Source organism: Pseudomonas sp. LS-2 (assembly GCF_003605735.1).
Taxonomy (GTDB): domain Bacteria; phylum Pseudomonadota; class Gammaproteobacteria; order Pseudomonadales; family Pseudomonadaceae; genus Aquipseudomonas.
The window spans coordinates 59959-77830 of sequence record NZ_QXTJ01000010.1; the positions used below are offsets into that span (position 1 = coordinate 59959).

Below are 17872 nucleotides of genomic sequence, written 5' to 3' on the forward strand. Positions count from 1 at the left end.
CCAACCCGAGCAGGGAGTCTCCCTTCGCTGTATCCGTGATTGGCCCCTGCAGGAGGTGCCAATTCCGTTAGAAACTGAAGTCCCTCGTGAAACACTGAATGCAATTCCACTGGCATTTTTGAAGGGCTTGCATGTCTAGCATCGAAGGAAAGACTGATCGTATTTCCACTCCTCTTAAGCTGGCATTTCCGGTCGTCGCGATCGAGACATTCGAGCTGGCCAGGTCGGCGCAGGTCATCGAATCAGTCGCTAACGACTTGAAAAAAAGATTTATGGCGATGCCATTCAAGCAGGTTCCAGATCCCGGCTTCATCGCGAAAGTAGCAGGCGAAAGCAAAGAGGGTGTTCGGGGTACCGTCATTTACGATCCCTATTTCTTCGATCGTCAACGCTTGAATGCAGAGACTCTCCCAAGTCTCAAAGCTTCCTTGGTTGCCCTGGAGCAGCACGGAATCACGTATGTGATCGCAGGTCGTGATTCGCTCGCCGAGGAATTCGTATACCACATTGAGCTACCAGCAATGGACCAAAGCGAAATCGTGGAGGTGCTCAAGAGCGCTGAGCGCGACGTTGAGCGTTCCATTGGCCGGGATGAGCCTGAGCCGGCAGTTTTCACAGCTGCAGAGCGAATTGTCATCGCCAATCACGCGATGGGTCTCAGCCATACGCAGATGCGAAATGTGTTCATCCTTTCTGCTTATCGAAAGCATAAGGGGCTTGATTATCTGTCCGAGGTGCGACGTGAGAAGGGGCACATCCTCAGAGATGTAGGGCTTGATGTTCTTGAGCCGATTGATATCTCCACGGTCGGCGGCTTGGAACCTCTGAAAAAATTCCTGAGCGTTCGAAAAGTAGGTTGGGATCAGGATTTGCCACTTAAGGGTGTTCTCCTCGCCGGTGTGCCAGGTGGCGGCAAGACCCTTATGGCTAAGGCAGCTGCCTTCGTATTTGGGACTACACTCGTTCGACTCGATATGAATCAGTTTTACTCGAAATATCAGGGCGAAACCGAAGCTAAATTCAGAAGGGCTCTTCAGACAATCGACCAAATTGCCCCAGTCACAGTGCTGATGGACGAGTTGGACAAGGCTTTCGCACAAGGGGAGGGGGATAACGAGGTTTCGCGCCGGCTGCTTGGGGCTTTTCTTTACTGGCTGCAAGAAAGGAAAAACAAAGTTTTCCTAGTCGCCTCAGCGAACCGAGTAGGTGCCCTACCGCCCGAACTAATGCGTGCCGGGCGCTGGGATCGCAGCTTCTTCATTGATCTTCCCAGCAAAGACGAAAGAAAAGCAATCTTCGAAATCCACCTAAGTAAAGCTGGCGTGGAACGATCGACTGTGCAGATGGATGATCTTCTCGTCGCCAGTGAGGGCTATACCGGTGCCGAAATTGAGCAGGCGGTTGTTGATGCACGCTATTTGGCTCTATCGCAGGACGTCGCGGTATCCCAAGAAATCCTGGTGACTGCATTGGGCGACATCAGCCCAGCAAGCAAGACCAGAAAAGCTGATATCGACGAGATTCGGCGTCTCGGAGAGCAAGGTTTTTATCGCGCAAATACCCAGGACGTCGCTGAGCTTGCCCGCTCGGGTCGACAGCTTGCCGTTGACTGAATAGGAATCCCATATGAGCCACATCGTTCGAGCCAGAGTTGCAGTCGCATACACCGATCTGGAACTACTGAAACAAGCACTGTCTGGCCTAGGTAACGTGTACCAAAATGAGAAGCTCTACCGAATCGGCTTTGGCCTGACCTCAGAGCGGTATGAGTTAGTTTTGATAGATGCCCGTAATACTGAGAACCGGCTTGGTTTTAATCTTGAGAATGGTGTCTACAACATGTTCGTCGAGGATTATGGCTCCTCAGGCGTCTGGACAAGAGACGTTAGTGGAAAGATAGCTGATCGCTATCTGGCTCATCATTACGCCAAACAACTGAAGGCCGAAAACTACAATGTATCCATTGTCTCCCAAGGTGATGGAACTCTTGAGGTGATTGCAGAGGAGGTGGTGTGGTGAAGCGCGTTGTCGTAAGTATCAAGGGCGGAAAGGTATCAGCAGACTTCCAAGGGTTCCAGGGTAGGACTTGTGAAGATCTCGAAAAGCGAATTCGGCCGGACGGCACCGAGGTGAATGGTGTGGAAACCAAACCTGAGTACGATTTCGCCACTTCCGCGGCAACGGTCGAAACCGTCATTTACTAAGCATTAGTCGTTATTCTGAATGTAGGGGCGCCGATTTCTGGCGCCTTTGCTCGTGGGGGTACGGGTATGTCTCACAAACGCCGGATCGTGATTAAAAATGGTGTCGTAGCTGGATTCGCGGACGAATTGAGCCTCGAGGGCTTGGATGTTAGGGAATATGCCAAAAACCGGGTCTCCCATGTGGTCCCGCGGCGCTGGCCACTGCGTATGGCATTTGCTGTGTTGAGGGGGCTGGTTGCGGATAAGTCTCGTATTGCATCTTGGACTCGAACCTGGAATTGCGATTGGACTGTCATTATCAAGGATGAAGCTTTTGGTCCATTCACGATGCGTGAACGTGCAATAGAATTTGAGAAAAAACACATCTATCAGCAGGGTGCTTTGAACGGAGCCGTAGTAGGTGTTATTGAACAATGTTAAGAACGGCGGTTGCAGGAGCTGAGTGCAACACGGTTATTGAATTGAAGCCGGAGCATCATGCCGCATTGCCATGGAGTTTTGCATGACCTCTCCCATCACCTCGATGGGGCATTTGAAGTCGAAGCGCTTGCGCGGTCGCATGTTCAGTTGCAGCGCAATGGCGTCCAGCTTCTCCTGGCTATGTACCGACAGGTCTGTGCCCTTGGGCAAGTACTGGCGAATCAGGCCGTTGATGTTTTCGTTGCTGCCGCGCTGCCAGGGGCTGTGCGGGTCGCAGAAGTAGATCGCCACGCCGGTTCTTTGGGTGATTTCAGCATGCCGCGCCATTTCTCGGCCCTGGTCGTAAGTCATGCTCTTGCGCATCTCCAGCGGCATGCTATTGAGCGCGGCGCTGAAGCCTTCCAGTGCCGAAGTCGCCGTCGCGTCGTTCATCTTCACCAACATCAGGTAGCCACTGGTGCGTTCCACCAGCGTACCGACGGACGAGGCGTTGGCCTTACCCTTGATGAGGTCGCCTTCCCAATGCCCCGGCATCAGCCTGTCTTCAATCTCCGGCGGGCGCACATGAATACTGACCATCTCGGGGATCTGGCCGCGCCGATCCACGCCACCAGAGCGCGGCCGGCGCGTCGTCTTGCCTTGGCGCAGACAGATGATCAGCTCCTTACGCAGCTCACCCACTGGCAGGGCATTGGGAAGGCGACCTGATCAAGGGCAAGGCCAACGCCTCGTCTGTAGGTACGCTGGTGGAGCGCACCAGTGGCTACCTGATGCTGGTGAAGATGAACGACGCGACGGCGACCTCGGCGATGGAAGGCTTCAGTGCAGCGCTCAATGGCATGCCGCTGGCGATGCGCAAGAGCATGACCTACGACCAGGGCCGAGAAATGGCGCGGCATGCTGAAATCACCCAGCAGACCGGGGTGGCGATTTACTTCTGCGACCCGCACAGCCCTTGGCAGCGCGGCAGTAACGAAAACATCAATGGCCTGATCCGCCAGTACCTGCCCAAGGGCACGGACTTGTCGGTGCATAGCCAGGAGGAACTGGATGCCATCGCACTGCAACTGAACATGCGCCCCCGTAAGCGCTTCGACTTCAAGTGTCCGATCGAGGTTATGGACGAGGTGATGCAGGAAGCTATGGCTATGCGGCATGATGCTCCAGCTTCAATTCAATAACCGTGTTGCACTCAGCTCCTGTAACCGCCTTGCATATTTGCTTTTAGAGTGGACCTGCATTCTTCCGTTGAACGGCGTGCTACCCCATGATGCTTTTACTAACGCTGTACTAGGCCGCTTCATCGCATCTTTCTAAGCGAAAATACGGCATAACCGTGCCATGGCGCAGAAGGTTTGCGGAACGGCGCATCAAAGCGGAGTTCACTATGTATGGTGTCGCGAGATAGGGGAGCGGGGAAGGCCGCATTACCACCTCGCGATCATGCTAAATAAGGATGCATACTCCTCGTTGGGCATGTTCGAGCTCGGAAGAAACAACAACTACAACCGCGTTCAGGAGGCGTGGGCAAGCGCCCTTGTGCTTCCGGTGGCATCTGCATCCGGGCGAGCACATATATCCGAAAACCCCGTGTATGAAATACATCGTGACGACCCGGCTGCTCGGGCAGACTTTCTTTATCGAACGAGCTATATATGTAAGGTCGCAACAAAGGTGTTTGGAGACGGGCTACACTGTTTTGGGGCGAGTCGTGCGTGACGTTCCCATTATACCTGAGTGGCAGGCCGCGGAGCAGTTGCCGACACCGAGAAAAGCAACAGCAGGGCCGCCCAGGAAGCTGGGGTGTTTGGACTAGGGCCCGTCGCCGGCGTAAGCAATTATCAGAGACCGCTCGCCGCTCGCTGCTGGGCGACTCTCCGGCGGGCTGTCCCGGAAGCCCTCACGCATCAGGCAAAAGTTCGTCACAGAACAACGCTAGATCCCTAGTCACTGTCGCCCCGGCTCGCAAGATGCTAACGAGCGTTCCGGCATCCTCTCATAGAGGCACGGGCTTGACCGAACCATGTAACGGCGAGAGCGCTCACTGTTGATCATGAAGTACTCGGTCCGGCGACGCTGCTCAAGGCGCCGAAGGCAGCAAACATTATAGCGGCAACAGCGAAGTTTTATTAGAGATTGGCCCATCATCAATAAGCTTGTTCCTGTCAGCGGCCGTAGCTCGGCAGTTTCATATGCCGGTTCACATCCTTGTACAGCAGATAGCGGAACGGGCCTGGACCACCAGCATAGCAAGCTTGCGCACAGAGGGCGCGCAGCCACATATAGTCGCCTAGTCGCCGGCCTTCAACTCGACCCAATCCTTGTTCAGCAGGCACACCGCCTTGCCTTCCAACACGCACAGGCCGTGCTCCATTACATGGGTTTCGGCAAAGGGGAACATGCATGTAAACATCGTCAACTTTCTGCCCGGTGGGGTGAATACCTTTGAATGCTCTAGGAAAGGAAACTGGCGACGGCGCTGCCGTTAACCCAGCTCCTCGCGCAAGATGCGGTAGAGGTCGTACGCCGTGCATCTTTTGAACGCAACCTTGGCGATCAATGTGCCACTGCAGTGCGTCGCTTCACCTAAATCGGCGCGGCCGCCTAGGAAGACGCAATCGAAACAGCCTATCGTTTCGCGTACTTTCGGTCGTAAAGGCCCCAAAATCAAGAATGTTTCATTCGCTTTCCAAGGTGGCACGCCCGTTGCTTGTGTCAGGAACGCGCAGCTATCGTTTTGATTCGTTTGATATACCGGTTGGCGAAATATTCAGTGATCATCCCGGAAATTCAATTATTCCTTATGAAGCGGTAGCGGTTGTGTTCTGGTTTTGTAGTGCGCTATTTCGGCGCGCGACCGGTCGGAGGAGCTGATCTGATGCTTAGTACCCTTAGTCACTCTGGTCCCGACCAGAGCCCACAAAAGCTAAAAATTGCTTGCATCCAGTTTGAACCAAAGTTTGGCGAGGTCGAGCACAACGTCACACGCAGCATCGACCTGATTGAGCAGGCTGCCGGCTACGGCGCTCGCTTGATAGTTTTGCCAGAGTTATGCAGCACCGGCTATATATTTCAGTCGCGGAAAGAAACTCTTACATTATCCGAGCGTGTGCCTGAAGGGCCTACTACTAATGCGTGGGTCGAAGCAGCTCGCCGGCTAGAAGTGACAATCGTCGCCGGGCTAGTAGAGCGCGACGGAAATTGTCTCTATAACAGCGCAGTTATCATCGACCCTTCAGGAGTGCTAGGGGTTTACCGCAAGCTTCACTTATGGGCAGATGAAAAGCTCTATTTCGAGCCGGGCGACCGTGGTCTACCCGTGTTCGATACTCTAGTGGGCCGGATCAGTGTCGTTATTTGTTATGACGGTTGGTTCCCCGAGATGTTTCGTCTGTCGGCTTGCCAAGGTGCAGAGATAGTATGTGTGCCAACCAACTGGGTGCCCATGCCAGAGCAACCGGCAGGCCACCCAATAATGGCAAACATTCTTCATATGGCCGCGGCTCACAGTAATTCGATAGTCATTGCATGCGCTGACAGGGTGGGCATCGAGCGTGGGCAACGATTCTTAGGGAATAGTGTAATCATCAATCGTTCAGGCTGGCCTGTAGCCGGGCCGTGCTCTGAAAGTGAAGAAAAGATCCTCATCGGGGAGGTGGATATGGACCCTAGGCGCGAACGCAGCTGGAGCAGTGTCAATCACCCGCTAACAGATAGACGAACAGATGTATACGGCGAGAATTTAGGCGCAGATATCCAGATTAACCTGACAAAGTTAGAGGCAGAGCAATGAAGATACGTGCACTTTTAATTGGTATCGGTCTATCGGTGGGAGCTTCAGCATATGCAGCCGACCCTATAAAAATAGGTATACCAGTAGGTCTAAGCGGCGCTAATAGCGTCGTTGCACCTTCGGTCGTCCAAGCCTCGGAGTTAGCTGTCGAGGAGATAAATACTCAAGGGGGAATCTTGGGGCGTCAGCTGCGGCTTGAAATTGCTGATGATGGATCAGGAGCCCAAGGCGCTCAGCGCGCCTATGACAGTCTCGTTTTTCAACGGAAAGTTGACGGCATCGTAGCAATGGAAACTACGGCTGCCAGAAATGCTGGCTTACCAATCGTCAATCGCGGCAGGGTCCCCCTCATCTATACATCATTTTACGAAGGGCGCTCATGCTCTCCTTGGATGTACATCAATGCCTGGGTGCCAGAGCAGCAGGTCGCCCCGGTTGTCGACCATTTTATGGGCGAGAACGAGGCCAAGAAGTTTTTCCTGATCGGCAGCGATTATGCCTTTGGTCGCGGCATGCTGCAGTACACTCGAGAGTACGTCGAGAGTAAGGGAGGCAGTGTGGTGGGCGAGGCGTACTTGCCGATGGATGGATCAGATTGGACCGCAATCATTTCTCAACTACGTTCGGCCAATCCGGACGCCTTGATTACGTCAACGGCCGGCGGCGCGCCAAACGTGACGCTCACCAGGCAGCTGCGCGCTGCAGGTATCTCGATCCCCTATGGTAACTACGCCCTCGATGAAGGCACAGCCAAAAGCATGGGGGATAACGCCGAGGGGATATACATTGTCGCATCTTACCTCTCAAGCCTAGAGACTGAAGCGAATAAAGCCTTCCTTGAGGCGATCGAGAAGAAGTTTGGAAGCAGCACCGAGACGCCGAACGAGTTGTCGGTGCCGCAGTACGAAGCCATATATGCGTACGCGGCGGCTGTCGAAAAGGCCGGTTCGACTGATTCTGCTGCTGTTATACAAGCGCTAGGGGAAGTGACAGTGGAAGGGCCCCGCGGCTCCGTCATCATGAATAAGCAACGTCATGCGTCGCTCAATATGTATTTGGGCCGCGTCGCTGCTGATGGTTCAGTTCAGCTCGTCAAATCGATCCCAAAAGTTGACCCGGGCGAACAGTGTCCGCAATTCGCTAACAAGTAACGGGAGACCACAACGTGGAGGCTTTAGCGTTTGACATTTTGACGACCGCCGCAATTTTGTTCGTGGTTTCGACGGGCCTCATGATCATCCTCGGTGTAATGAAACTCATCAATTTTGCTCATGGAGCATTTTTGACCACTGGCGGATACATAGCTTATCTTGTCGGCGCTGCTGGCCTCAACCCATGGCTTGCTGTCCCGGCGGCGGCCGTCTTGGGATTCTTGGCGGGGCTGGTGATTGAACGAACCATTATCAGACCGCTCTATCATCGGCCCTTGGACGCGATATTGGCCACATGGGGGCTAGGCATTGTCATCGGGCAAGTATTTGCATTGACTTTCGGGCGGGGCGTGCAGTTCGCGCCCTCACCGATTCTAGGTACGATAGATGTTTTTGGAAATGAATACTCTGGATATCGGCTGGCCATGCTAGCTGTTGCCATAGTGTTGGCAGTTGCGCTTAGTGCTTTGTTGAGTTTCACCCGCTTCGGATTGAATGCACGTGCGGTCATTGCCAATGAACCGCTGGCTAGGGGCTTAGGTATAGATAGTGCGAATGTTCGATCCATAACTTTCGGCTTGGGTGCAGGACTAGCGTGCGCAGCCGGAGCGTTAATCACCCCATTGCTCTCGGTGGATCCAAACATGGGGCTGCCTTGGTTGGTGAACAGCTTTATGTTAGTGATGATTTCGGGCGTTTCGTTTCCGAGCTTGTTGGTCGCTTCGCTGCTACTTGGTGGATCGCAGGTCCTTGTCAGCACCTACATCAGTCCCATTCTCGGCGGCATGACTATCGTTGTTCTTGCCGCACTGATTCTGCGTTTAAAGCCGAAGGGGTTTAGCCGTGCCTGATAATCGCCTTTCTATGTCTTACACACATCGTGCTGCACTGATTGGGTGCCTTTCAGGCTTGGCCATCATCGCTGTAGCGCCGCTCTTCCTCGATGTCTATCTGACAAATATTTTGATCCGTACATTGTTTGTGGCGGCAGTGGTGATGACTGTCGACATACTTTGGGGTTATACGGGTGTTCTAACATTCGGTCAGTCGGCCTTTTTCGGCATTGGAGCTTATGCCTGCGGGCTGATCTTTACCCATTACGGTTTCGGCCCTGGATGGGCACTTGCCGCGCTCGCTGTTGCGCTTGGCACGGCTGCAATCGTTGCTGCTGCTGTTGGATGGCTGGCTTTCTTTCATGGTTCGTCGCCTCTGTATTCTTCCATAATAACGCTAGCATTGCCCATTGTGCTGACCCAGATAATATATTCAGGAGGCAGCTTTACGGGATCATCGAGCGGGCTTTCAGGATTCCCTACATATTACTGGGACTTGAAAGTTTGGTTCTGGATTGCAGGGGGCTTTTTGGTGCTCACGACTACGGCCGGCTGGCTTTTGGTGCGTAGCGATTTTGGTAGGGTCCTCATAGCCATACGTGAGAACGAAGAGCGTAGCGCCTATCTGGGCATCCCCGTCTCTCGCATCAAGACTATGTTGATGGTATTCGCCGGGATGGTGGCGTCTGTAGCGGGCTTCGGCTATGCGGCTTTCTCCAATGTTGTTGCTCCCGAAATGGCAGGATTTCAGCTGGGCACGGAGCTACTTATTTGGACCGCACTCGGCGGAAGGGCCACGTTACTGGGGCCGGTCTTTGCGGCGATCGGGATCGATACAATCTCCTCATGGCTATCCGGCGCTATGCCTTTTGTCTGGAAGCTTTTGACAGGCGTCGCTTTTGTTTTGGTCATTGTGCTCCTGCCCCGAGGGCTGGCGCCGTTGATAGGCGCATTATGGCGTAAGCTGAGGCCCAAGCGTGTCCAGAAAATTCACGCGATCAGGCTTAGCCCGGCACCCGCGGGCCGGATGCTGCATGCATCTTTCGGAGATGCGCCGCCCCTATGCCTCAGTCAAGTATCTCGTCGTTATGGGAGCTTACAGGTCCTGCGTGATGTGAACTTGGATGCGCACGGCACTGAGCTGCTAGGAATTATTGGACCCAACGGGGCTGGTAAGACGACATTGATGCGTTGCATTAGTGATGGCAACGAGCGCACCGGCGGTGCTGTTCGAGTCAACAACGTCGAAATAGCGCGGGGCTCGCCCCAAGATATCGTTGGACTTGGGGTGGGACGCAGTTTCCAGAATACAAATCTATTCGACACTCTAACCGTCGGTGAATGCCTCCAGTTGGCTCGTTATCGAATCGATGGTGCAAAGTTGTTCGACAGGCGCGAAACCGTTTCGCTTCCCCATCCAGCGCTAGACATTCTGAAGACCACGGGCCTCGATAAGATGCTAGCGGAGGAGACGCGCAACTTATCGCACGGAATGAAGCGGGGACTGGAACTGGCGATGGTGCTGGCAACTGAGCCTTCAGTACTCCTACTTGACGAGCCCACTGCAGGCTTGACCCGGCCTGAACGCATGGCCATCGGCGCGGTGCTCACGCGCCTGACGCGGGAATTCGGCTTGTGCATTATGCTTATAGAGCATGATCTCGACTTCGTGCGTGCTATCTGCAATCGAGTGGTCGTTTTGCATCAAGGTGCGATCTTGATGGAAGGGACTGTTGAAGAGGTAGTGGCGTCGGACTTGGTTAAAGCTGCCTATACAGGCCTACAAAAGGAGGCGGTAGCATGAACCAAGAGCTTCTGAGCGTCCAGGGGCTTACCAGTGGTTACGGCACAGCTGCTGTACTGCGAAACATTTCACTGGGCGTTTCCAAGGGCGAGATAGTCGTTTTGCTAGGAAAGAACGGTATGGGTAAGTCCACCCTGCTGAAAACAATCATGGGCTTCGTAAGTCCGTTCAGCGGTACTGTCTCGCTGGACGGGGATGATGTTACGAACATCCGACCGCACATGATGGCACGCTCCGGTGTGGCTCATACCCCCCAAGAGCACACGCTCTTTCCCGATCTGACGGTCGAAGAGAATCTCCGGCTGGGCGTAGCTTCGAACCGGCTTTTCCACGAGCGCCTGCCTTCTCTCGAAACCCTTTTCCCCCGAATGCTCGAGCGCCTAAAACAGCGGGCCGGAACGTTGTCTGGGGGCGAGCAAAAGATGCTGTTGATGTCGCGTGGCCTAATCGCCCAGCCAAAGTTGATGCTTATTGACGAAGTCAGTGAAGGGTTGCAGCCTGCGATGGTCGACCGCATGGGCGAGGTCCTTATCCGAGCACGGGATGAGCTGGGCATTGCGGTCTTGCTTGTGGAGCAGAACCTCGACTTTGCGCTATCGGTCGCTAACCGCTTTATGGTGCTCAAGCTCGGCGAGATTGTAGAACAAGGGAACGTTGATGATGTTGCCTCGACCCAAACTCTCTCGAATCACCTGGCCGTTTGACCGGCATTCGAGACGGACCATGTGGTTATGGTTTCAAAACGGCCACTACGGTGTTAAAGGCGCAAGCAGGCCGACCAAGACAGGAAGAGAATGATGCGTTTACTGCCCCGTGAGGTGGATCGACTTCTTTTGCGCCAGGCTGCTGAACTGGCGCGATCGCGCCAGGCGCGCGGCCTTTTACTCAGCGAGCCCGAGGCACGCGCGATTATTGCGGATACCGTCTGCGAAGGTGCGCGCGGAGGAGGTACTGTTACCGAGATGGTTTCGATCGCGTCCGGGCTGTTGACTGAAGACGACGTGATGGAAGGGGTATCAGAGCGCCTCGATGCTGTCATGGTCGAGGGTTTCTTCCCGGACGGTCAAAAGCTGGTTTGCATACACGACCCCATCGGCCCAGGCAAATCCACTGTCCCTGGCGCGCCTCACAGGCCCCGCTGGCGCCTGGGTGAGCAGCCGGTGATAATCAATACGGATCGGCCAACGGTGACCTTGCGTGTCCAAAGCACCGCGGACCGGCCCATTCAGCTTGGATCGCACTATCACTTCTTCGAGGTCAATCCAGCCCTGCGCTTCGATCGTGCCGCCGCCTACGGGTTCCGGCTCGACGTCCCAGCTGCAACCACGGTGCGCTTCGAGCCGGGAGACACCCGCCTGGTTGACTTGGTGGCTATTGGGGGAGCCCGAGTTGTATATGGTCTGGCAGGCCTGGTGAACGGGGCCTTGGATGACCCAACCGTGCGCTCTGCCGCGATGATCCGTTTGGAAAGTTTTTTACAGGAGTAGGGTATGGCTCAGTCTATTGAACGCTCTAGATATGTATCACTGTACGGTCCTACGGAAGGAGACTGCGTACGGCTAGGCGACACTGGCCTCTGGGCGAAGGTGGAGCGCGATTTCTGTGTAGGGGGCGATGAGTTAGTCTTTGGCGCGGGCAAGACGGTACGAGGGGGCACCGGTTGTGACGGTGTGCTGACCGCTGCCGACGGCATTTTGGACCTGATCATAACCAACGCTCTGATCATTGATGCCGTTGCGGGCATTATCAAGGCCGACATCGGCATTAAGAATGGCCGGATCGTAGGAATCGGCAAGGCTGGCGACCCCAATCTTATGGATGGCGTAACGCCAGGGCTCACGGTGGGCGTGAACACGGATATCCGGGCCGCGGAAGGACATATCGTTACGGCGGGCGGAATCGACTGCCACGTGCATTTTATAGATCCGGGACAGGTGGATGAAGCTCTTTCGGCGGGGATCACCACGCTGATGGGAGGAGGGCTCGGACCCACTACGGTTCCCATTGCGTCGACAGGCACAACTAACCTGGGGCTAATGCTTCAAGCAGCTGAGGCCTTTCCGATAAACTTCGGTTTCATTGCAAAGGCGGCCTCGCATGCCGTCGAGCCTCTGCTCGAACAGCTTGCTGCAGGCGCAGCGGGTTTGAAAATCCACGAGGATTGGGGGGCGACTCCGGCCATCATCGATGCCGCCTTGAAGGCCGCGGAGATCGGCGGTGGGCAGATCCACTTGCACGCAGACACTCTAAACGAGTCAGGATTTGTAGAGCACACTCTGCGCGCCATGGCCGGACGGTGCATTCACGCCTATCACGTCGAGGGCGCCGGGGGTGGGCACGCGCCAGACATTATTCGCATGTGCGGCATATCGAATGTACTGCCCTCATCTACGAACCCTACGAATCCATTCACCATCAACACCTTTGATGAACATTTCGACATGGCGATGACGAGCCATCATCTCAATCCACGTTTGCCTGAGGACGTGGCGTTTGCGGAAAGTCGTATTCGAAAAGAAACCATTGGCGCCGAAGACGTTTTGCACGACATGGGAGCGATCAGCGCGATCGGTTCCGACAGCCAGGGGATGGGGCGCATCGGTGAAACCATCGCTCGCTGTTGGCAGCTTGCTGACACCATGCGTGAGTTACGGGGCGCTTTGCCCGAGGATAGTGGCAGCGATGCGGACAATTTCCGAATTCGTCGCTATATCGCCAAATATACTATCAATCCTGCTCTTATGTTCGGCATCGCAGATGAAGTGGGCTCGATTGAGCCTGGAAAGCTCGCAGACCTTATTTTTTGGAAGCCGGACAGCTTTGGCATCAAACCGGAACTAGTACTGAAATCTGGCTTCCCTGTCTGGGCTCCCTTGGGCGAGGCTAACGCTTCTCTTATGACCTGCGAACCAGTGCGTTATCGCCCGATGTGGGGGTACTTTGGTCGCGCTCCGCAGTCACTCGGCGTGCGTTTTGTCTCTCCATCTGCCATCGCAGCCGGGGTGGCCCAGCGACTCGATTTGAAAGCTACCTTGCGTCCAGTGGCCGACACGCGCCGTCTCACTAAACGCGATATGGTGCTGAATGATGTGTTACCTAAAATCGACGTCGACCCTGAGAACTTTCGGGTTTACATCGATGGACAGGCCATCGACAGCCCTCCCACATCGCAGGTCTCTCTCGGCCAATCATATATGTTGAAATAAGGAGTGCAAACCTTTGACTGCAGTGCGTTTAGGTTTCGGAGGGCCGGTAGGCAGTGGCAAGACGCGCCTGGTCGAGCGATTGCTCCCCTTGTTCGCCGCGCGAGGTATCTCTGTCGCCGTGATCACTAATGATCTGGTTACTCACGAGGACGCAGAACGTGTTCAGCGCTCCGGCCTCATCGATCCTGAGCGGGTTCTTGGGGTTGAAAGCGGGGCCTGCCCGCATACTGCTATCCGCGAGGACCCTTCGGTAAATCTTGAGGCAGCAGCTTGGCTGGAGCAGCGCTTTCAGCCTGACGTGATTCTCATCGAAAGCGGGGGAGATAATCTAGCCGCTACATTTTCTAGCGAGCTCGTGGACTGGTGGGCTTTCGTCATTGATGTTGCCGGCGGAGACGACATTCCTCGGAAGAATGGGTTAGGCCTGTTAAGGGCAGACCTGCTAGTCGTCAATAAGATCGATTTAGCACCTCATGTCGATGTCGATATGACGCGTTTCAGAGCGGACGTAGCCGCAGCACGTCCCGATCGCGCTTCAGTATTTACCGATCTGCGAAATGGCGAGGGTGTGCAGCTCGTTTTTGAACAAATTGTCCATAGCGCGCTGTTTGGGCGGAAACCTTGATGGGCAACGGAGTGCTGTCGTTGCGCTTTGCTCGTGATCGACATGGTCGAACGCGACTTGCTGCACGACAACAGCGCTACCCGTTGACGACTACCGCCGTTTTGCCCATGGAGTCAGAATCTGGTGCGCTAATATATGTGCAAAACGCGGCAGGATCAGTGTTTGGCGGTGATCGCCTGCATATTGCCGTACACCTTGAGGCTAGCGCTGAACTTTGTCTCTCAACACCGTCCGCTACACGTCTGCAAGGTGAAGCGCTATCAGTACAGACGACGATGATCGAGCTGAGCGAAGGAGCCTTCTTCGAGTACATCCCGGATATGATAATCCCGCATGCGCAAGCGGAACACCGGCAGCACACATGTATTGCACTGGCCCACGGAGCCGAGGCCATTTTCATGGAGAGTTTCGCGGCTGGCCGGGTGGCGAGAGGCGAGGAGCACCTTTATCGAAGCTTCTCGACGCGCCTTCAAGTCAGTTTTAGCGCACGCCCTGTGCTTGTTGACGCTTCGAGTTTCCGTCCTGGGGAGGCGAGTCCGGCCTTAGAGGGGGCGTTAGCGTCGAGTGGTTTTGTTGGGACCATATTCGCGTTGTCCCAACAGGGCGACCATGAGGAATTGGCGACTCTTATCAGTCGACGGTTGGCGTCCTTACCGGGTGTGTATGGTGGTGCAGCTGCGTTAGCCTCAGGCTATGGTGCGGTGGGACGTTTTCTAGCTGACGATGCGCCAAATCTTCGGATGGCGACGCAGGTGGCTTGGGATGTCGCCCGTCGCCACATGCGCGGCCGTCCCGCTCCACTACTAAGAAAATGAAGAGGGATAATGCTTTTAGTGAATAGTATTCTGGGCCACGTCAACGACCAAAAGTTTTCCGGTCGTCAGACGGACCGTGTATGGATTGCATCGGCCGATGCGGGTCGCCGCCGGTTACGCACTTGCAGCGAGGGGGGCGAAGATCTAGGCATCGAGCTGCCCCGTGTGAGCTGGATGTTTGACGGCGCAGTTTTGCATGATGATGGGATGTGTATATTGGTCGTCTCCCGCCGCCCCGAACTGGTGATGGTAATCTCGCTCGACGAGCTGGGCCCTGAGGCGGTGTTCCGGATTGGCCACGCTCTCGGGAACCGTCACAGTCCCGCGGAGCTACACGGTAATGAGATCCTTGTACCGGTGACCGATACGCCTGATCTTGTTGGGAGATCGGTCCAGGCCCTCGGGTTGCGTGAGCTAAAGATACGCTTTGAAGAAAGACCTTTTGCGGCTGAAAGACCTCCAAATGGTGTGGGAAGTGCACACGAGCACCATCACCCCGTCGCTAATTCTGACGATGCTTGAAGGCGACCTAGCCGTGCGCGCTGGCCCATTGTTGTCCCTTATGCAGCTTGCCGACTCCGCGCTGCCTATAGGCAGGCACGCCCATGCGTTCGGCCTTGAGCGAATGCTTCGGGATGGGCGCGTGACCACGCCAGACGCGCTCCGTGAAATGATCGTCTCGGCCTTGATTCATGGCAGCGCCCGCGCAGACGGTGCGGGGACCGCGTTGGCTCATACGGCATTTGTGGATCGGAACTTAGAGGAGCTGAAAGCAGTAGATGCGCGGCTTGACCTACTGAAATTTACGGCTCCAGCACAGGTGGCCTCACGTCGCTGTGGAAGTCGCCTAGCGGTGTTAGCACCGTCACTTCATGCAGACCCGATGTTGGCGGAATACGCTACCGCGGTGGCGGGCAAGGTTACGCCGGGTCATCTAGCGGTCATATCAGGAGCCCTGGCGGCGGCAATGGGGGTTAGCCGTGAGAATGCTGTGCTAGCTGAGCTGAGAGGTGTGGCTACGATGATTCTTTCGGCAGCCGTTCGCCTGGATGTGCTTTCGGCCACGGCGGCCCAAGGAATGATGGTAGCTCTTTCCACGCAAATTATCGCAGCGGCAGAGATCGCGCTTGTAACTCGCCCGGATGAGATGGAAGGTGGCGCCGCTGTGGGGCTAGACATAGCAGCTATGCGCCACGCTCGTGAGCACGGTCGGCTATTTGCAACTTGACAATGCTAATTAGGACGCACCCATATGAATGAAGACAAGATTTTGCGCGTTGCGCTTGACTGGGCTGTGGACGAGGTCGATCCGCCCCGATCATTCGGGGGTTGGAATACAGGCCGCGTGGTTCACCAAACACATGAAAGCCTGTTTGAAGATGACTTCGGAGAGTTACCCGCTTCGGACGGCGCGCCCACCAGCCTCGTTCCGCGACTAGCGACCCATTGCATAACGTCACCAGACGCCCGTCGTTATACTTTTCGAATCAGAGAAGGGGTTCGTTTTCATGATGGGTGTCCACTCGACGCGGAGGCTGTAGTTATCAACTACGAGAGAATGTGTTGCGCAACCTCGCCCTTTTTCTCTCCGGTTGTTGCGGACTTCAATCGCATGGGCGTTGGCCTCATTGAAAAAGTTCGCGCTTTAGACTCGATGACCGTAGAGTTCAAGTTTTCCGAGCCGTTTCCTGAATTTCTGCGTTACATGACCCAAGAAGACGCACCCGGTGCTCAGTCGCTGATTAGTCCGGCGGCCATTCGCAAACTCGGTCCTGATGGTTGTGCCGACAAAGCTCCTGGTACCGGTGCGTTCCGGTTTCATTCTCGTTTTGAGACGGATGGAGGGTCTGCGGTCGAGCTGCGGCGGAACGATGACTACTGGGCCGGCCCGCCACAGATAGAAGGGATCCGGTTCCTACCTTTTCCTGACCGCAAGGCTCGCGTCCGGGCATTGGTTGAGGGGAAGGTGGATGTCGCCTATAGCTTAGAGGGCGCTGACCTTGAGGAACTGGCGGCGCTAGGGTTCACCGTGCCCTCATTTAACCCACCATATCTCTGGTATCTGGTATTTAACTTGCGCGATCCGCTTATCGCAGATTTGCGCGTTCGGCAGGCAATTGCGTACGCTATTGATAGAGAGTCATTATGCGCTGAGTTATTTCCGGGGGCGACTGTTCCGGCGCATAGTGCGCTATCTCCAGGCTCCCCTGCTCATGACCCGCATGCAGCAAATCGCTATGTCTACAATCCCGAGCGGGCAAGGGAGCTCTTGGCCGAGGCAGGGGCAAACGATGGCTTGGTTTTGGATGTCATTGCGGCGCAAGCGGGGTCTGCGCAGCTCGATCCAGGGGCCATTTATCAGCGGCTCGCGCTCGATCTAGCCAAGGTTGGTATTCGCTTAAATGTAACGCTGCATCCGGATTGGGTAGCTTACTGCAACCAGTGGCGTGAGGGGGCGCCGTCTGGCATTGCATTCAGTGAAATGAGCTGGGGGATGTCGTGCGATCTATGGCTATCACAGATCCTACATGGGGCAAATCAGTCTCCCCGAGGTTTCAACGCTGGGTATAACAATGACCCTCATCTCGACGGATTCTTAGATCTCGCTCGTGCTACGATTGACTCGTCGGAAAGAGCCGCGCTATACAGGGCAGCTGATGCAAGGGTCATGGAATCACTCCCGATTCTTCCCCTGTTCACGTCCCGTCGAGGTATGATCGCGTTTTCGCCCAGGGTGAAGGGGCTCACCGTCGTAAACCAGTGTTGGCAAGACTTCCGAAAAGTTAGGCTCGAATGACCGAATCGTTCCTGGTCAAACATGAGTCGGCAAGCGAGCTGCTGGAACATGGCGCGCGAAGAGGGCTTTAAGCAGTTTGCAGGCAAGCGGATCAAGCTGCACCTTGCATATGCATAGAGGTGCAGCGGCACCATAGCTCTTAAATAAGGGCGGTTGCAGAAGCTGAGTGCAACACGGTTATTGAATTGAAGCCGGAGCATCATGCCGCATTGCCATGGAGTTTT

General features: G+C 55.2%; 18 protein-coding genes and 2 pseudogenes. 18 read left to right on the plus strand and 2 right to left on the minus strand.

Translation table 11 applies throughout. The annotated features are described in order from the left end of the window. The first annotated feature begins 131 nt into the window (after positions 1-131). From D3M70_RS06875 to D3M70_RS06890, 4 genes are all read left to right on the plus strand, one after another. Positions 132-1613 (plus strand): ATP-binding protein, encoded by a 1482-nt coding sequence (locus tag D3M70_RS06875; RefSeq protein ID WP_120125092.1) that lies wholly within the window; start codon positions 132-134, stop codon positions 1611-1613. Between the two features lie 13 nt (positions 1614-1626). Next, on the plus strand, positions 1627-2019 hold the full coding sequence (locus D3M70_RS06880) for a hypothetical protein (protein WP_120125093.1): 393 nt from the start codon (positions 1627-1629) through the stop codon (positions 2017-2019). After that, complete coding sequence (locus D3M70_RS32265) at positions 2016-2204, plus strand: hypothetical protein (protein ID WP_120125094.1); 189 nt, start codon at positions 2016-2018, stop codon at positions 2202-2204. The genes D3M70_RS06880 and D3M70_RS32265 overlap by 4 nt, the downstream gene beginning before the upstream one ends. Before the next feature lie 66 nt (positions 2205-2270). Continuing rightward, a complete protein-coding gene (locus D3M70_RS06890) occupies positions 2271-2624 on the plus strand; it encodes a hypothetical protein (RefSeq protein ID WP_120125095.1) in 354 nt (117 codons plus the stop codon). Between the two features lie 33 nt (positions 2625-2657). Here D3M70_RS06890 and D3M70_RS06895 read toward each other — a convergent pair. Further along, positions 2658-3314, minus strand: a pseudogene (locus tag D3M70_RS06895) (IS30-like element ISPsp7 family transposase); the annotation flags it as partial. A 53-nt stretch (positions 3315-3367) separates the two neighbouring features. On the opposite strand from D3M70_RS06895, the gene D3M70_RS06900 reads away from it, so the two are divergent. Both D3M70_RS06900 and D3M70_RS34055 read left to right on the plus strand, forming a co-directional pair. Next, positions 3368-3805 carry an IS30 family transposase gene (locus tag D3M70_RS06900; RefSeq protein ID WP_375232930.1) on the plus strand — a complete coding sequence of 146 codons (438 nt, stop codon included), beginning with the start codon at positions 3368-3370 and terminating at the stop codon, positions 3803-3805. Positions 3806-3947: 142 nt separating this feature from the next. Next, positions 3948-4343, plus strand: a complete 396-nt coding sequence (locus D3M70_RS34055; protein ID WP_368044933.1) for an inovirus-type Gp2 protein — start codon at positions 3948-3950, stop codon at positions 4341-4343. Positions 4344-4789: 446 nt separating this feature from the next. Here D3M70_RS34055 and D3M70_RS06910 read toward each other — a convergent pair. Next, positions 4790-5025: pseudogene (locus D3M70_RS06910) on the minus strand ((S)-ureidoglycine aminohydrolase); the annotation flags it as partial. A gap of 477 nt (positions 5026-5502) precedes the next feature. On the opposite strand from D3M70_RS06910, the gene D3M70_RS06915 reads away from it, so the two are divergent. From D3M70_RS06915 to D3M70_RS06970, 12 genes are all read left to right on the plus strand, one after another. Continuing rightward, positions 5503-6417 carry a nitrilase family protein gene (locus tag D3M70_RS06915; protein WP_120125097.1) on the plus strand — a complete coding sequence of 305 codons (915 nt, stop codon included), beginning with the start codon at positions 5503-5505 and terminating at the stop codon, positions 6415-6417. Further along, on the plus strand, positions 6414-7568 hold the full coding sequence (locus tag D3M70_RS06920; protein ID WP_057380858.1) for a substrate-binding protein: 1155 nt from the start codon (positions 6414-6416) through the stop codon (positions 7566-7568). The genes D3M70_RS06915 and D3M70_RS06920 overlap by 4 nt, the downstream gene beginning before the upstream one ends. Before the next feature lie 14 nt (positions 7569-7582). Then, positions 7583-8419, plus strand: coding sequence for a branched-chain amino acid ABC transporter permease (locus D3M70_RS06925; RefSeq protein WP_120125098.1), 837 nt, complete (start codon positions 7583-7585; stop codon positions 8417-8419). After that, a complete protein-coding gene (locus D3M70_RS06930) occupies positions 8412-10205 on the plus strand; it encodes an ATP-binding cassette domain-containing protein (RefSeq protein ID WP_120125099.1) in 1794 nt (597 codons plus the stop codon). Before D3M70_RS06925 ends, D3M70_RS06930 begins: the two co-directional genes overlap by 8 nt. Then, positions 10202-10909, plus strand: a complete 708-nt coding sequence (locus tag D3M70_RS06935) for an ABC transporter ATP-binding protein (RefSeq protein WP_120125100.1) — start codon at positions 10202-10204, stop codon at positions 10907-10909. The genes D3M70_RS06930 and D3M70_RS06935 overlap by 4 nt, the downstream gene beginning before the upstream one ends. A gap of 93 nt (positions 10910-11002) precedes the next feature. After that, complete coding sequence (locus tag D3M70_RS06940; protein ID WP_120125101.1) at positions 11003-11692, plus strand: urease subunit beta; 690 nt, start codon at positions 11003-11005, stop codon at positions 11690-11692. Positions 11693-11695: 3 nt separating this feature from the next. Next, positions 11696-13411, plus strand: a complete 1716-nt coding sequence (ureC, locus tag D3M70_RS06945; protein WP_120125102.1) for an urease subunit alpha — start codon at positions 11696-11698, stop codon at positions 13409-13411. Between the two features lie 13 nt (positions 13412-13424). Continuing rightward, the gene (ureG, locus tag D3M70_RS06950; protein WP_120125103.1) at positions 13425-14036 is read left to right on the plus strand and encodes an urease accessory protein UreG; all 612 of its coding nucleotides are present in this window, start codon (positions 13425-13427) and stop codon (positions 14034-14036) included. Between the two features lie 107 nt (positions 14037-14143). Beyond that, entirely contained in the window at positions 14144-14851 is a 708-nt protein-coding gene (locus tag D3M70_RS34060; protein ID WP_375232931.1) for an urease accessory protein UreD, read from the plus strand. A 246-nt stretch (positions 14852-15097) separates the two neighbouring features. Beyond that, complete coding sequence (locus D3M70_RS34065) at positions 15098-15373, plus strand: hypothetical protein (protein ID WP_375232932.1); 276 nt, start codon at positions 15098-15100, stop codon at positions 15371-15373. Continuing rightward, the gene (locus D3M70_RS06965) at positions 15279-16079 is read left to right on the plus strand and encodes an urease accessory protein UreF (protein ID WP_218568206.1); all 801 of its coding nucleotides are present in this window, start codon (positions 15279-15281) and stop codon (positions 16077-16079) included. Before D3M70_RS34065 ends, D3M70_RS06965 begins: the two co-directional genes overlap by 95 nt. Positions 16080-16103: 24 nt before the next feature. After that, positions 16104-17648 carry an ABC transporter substrate-binding protein gene (locus tag D3M70_RS06970; RefSeq protein WP_120125107.1) on the plus strand — a complete coding sequence of 515 codons (1545 nt, stop codon included), beginning with the start codon at positions 16104-16106 and terminating at the stop codon, positions 17646-17648. Positions 17649-17872 lie beyond the last annotated feature (224 nt).

Excerpts from the sequence above, each read along its gene's own strand:
- D3M70_RS06915 (WP_120125097.1), top strand. The coding sequence starts at position 5,503 with ATGCTTAGTACCCTTAGTCACTCTGGTCCCGACCAGAGCCCACAAAAG.
- D3M70_RS06890 (WP_120125095.1), top strand. The coding sequence starts at position 2,271 with ATGTCTCACAAACGCCGGATCGTGATTAAAAATGGTGTCGTAGCTGGA.
- D3M70_RS34060 (WP_375232931.1), top strand. The coding sequence starts at position 14,144 with ATGGAGTCAGAATCTGGTGCGCTAATATATGTGCAAAACGCGGCAGGA.
- ureC (WP_120125102.1), top strand. The coding sequence starts at position 11,696 with ATGGCTCAGTCTATTGAACGCTCTAGATATGTATCACTGTACGGTCCT.
- D3M70_RS06935 (WP_120125100.1), top strand. The coding sequence starts at position 10,202 with ATGAACCAAGAGCTTCTGAGCGTCCAGGGGCTTACCAGTGGTTACGGC.
- D3M70_RS06920 (WP_057380858.1), top strand. The coding sequence starts at position 6,414 with ATGAAGATACGTGCACTTTTAATTGGTATCGGTCTATCGGTGGGAGCT.
- D3M70_RS06875 (WP_120125092.1), top strand. The coding sequence starts at position 132 with ATGTCTAGCATCGAAGGAAAGACTGATCGTATTTCCACTCCTCTTAAG.
- D3M70_RS34065 (WP_375232932.1), top strand. The coding sequence starts at position 15,098 with ATGGTAATCTCGCTCGACGAGCTGGGCCCTGAGGCGGTGTTCCGGATT.
- D3M70_RS06880 (WP_120125093.1), top strand. The coding sequence starts at position 1,627 with ATGAGCCACATCGTTCGAGCCAGAGTTGCAGTCGCATACACCGATCTG.
- D3M70_RS06940 (WP_120125101.1), top strand. The coding sequence starts at position 11,003 with ATGCGTTTACTGCCCCGTGAGGTGGATCGACTTCTTTTGCGCCAGGCT.
- D3M70_RS06970 (WP_120125107.1), top strand. The coding sequence starts at position 16,104 with ATGAATGAAGACAAGATTTTGCGCGTTGCGCTTGACTGGGCTGTGGAC.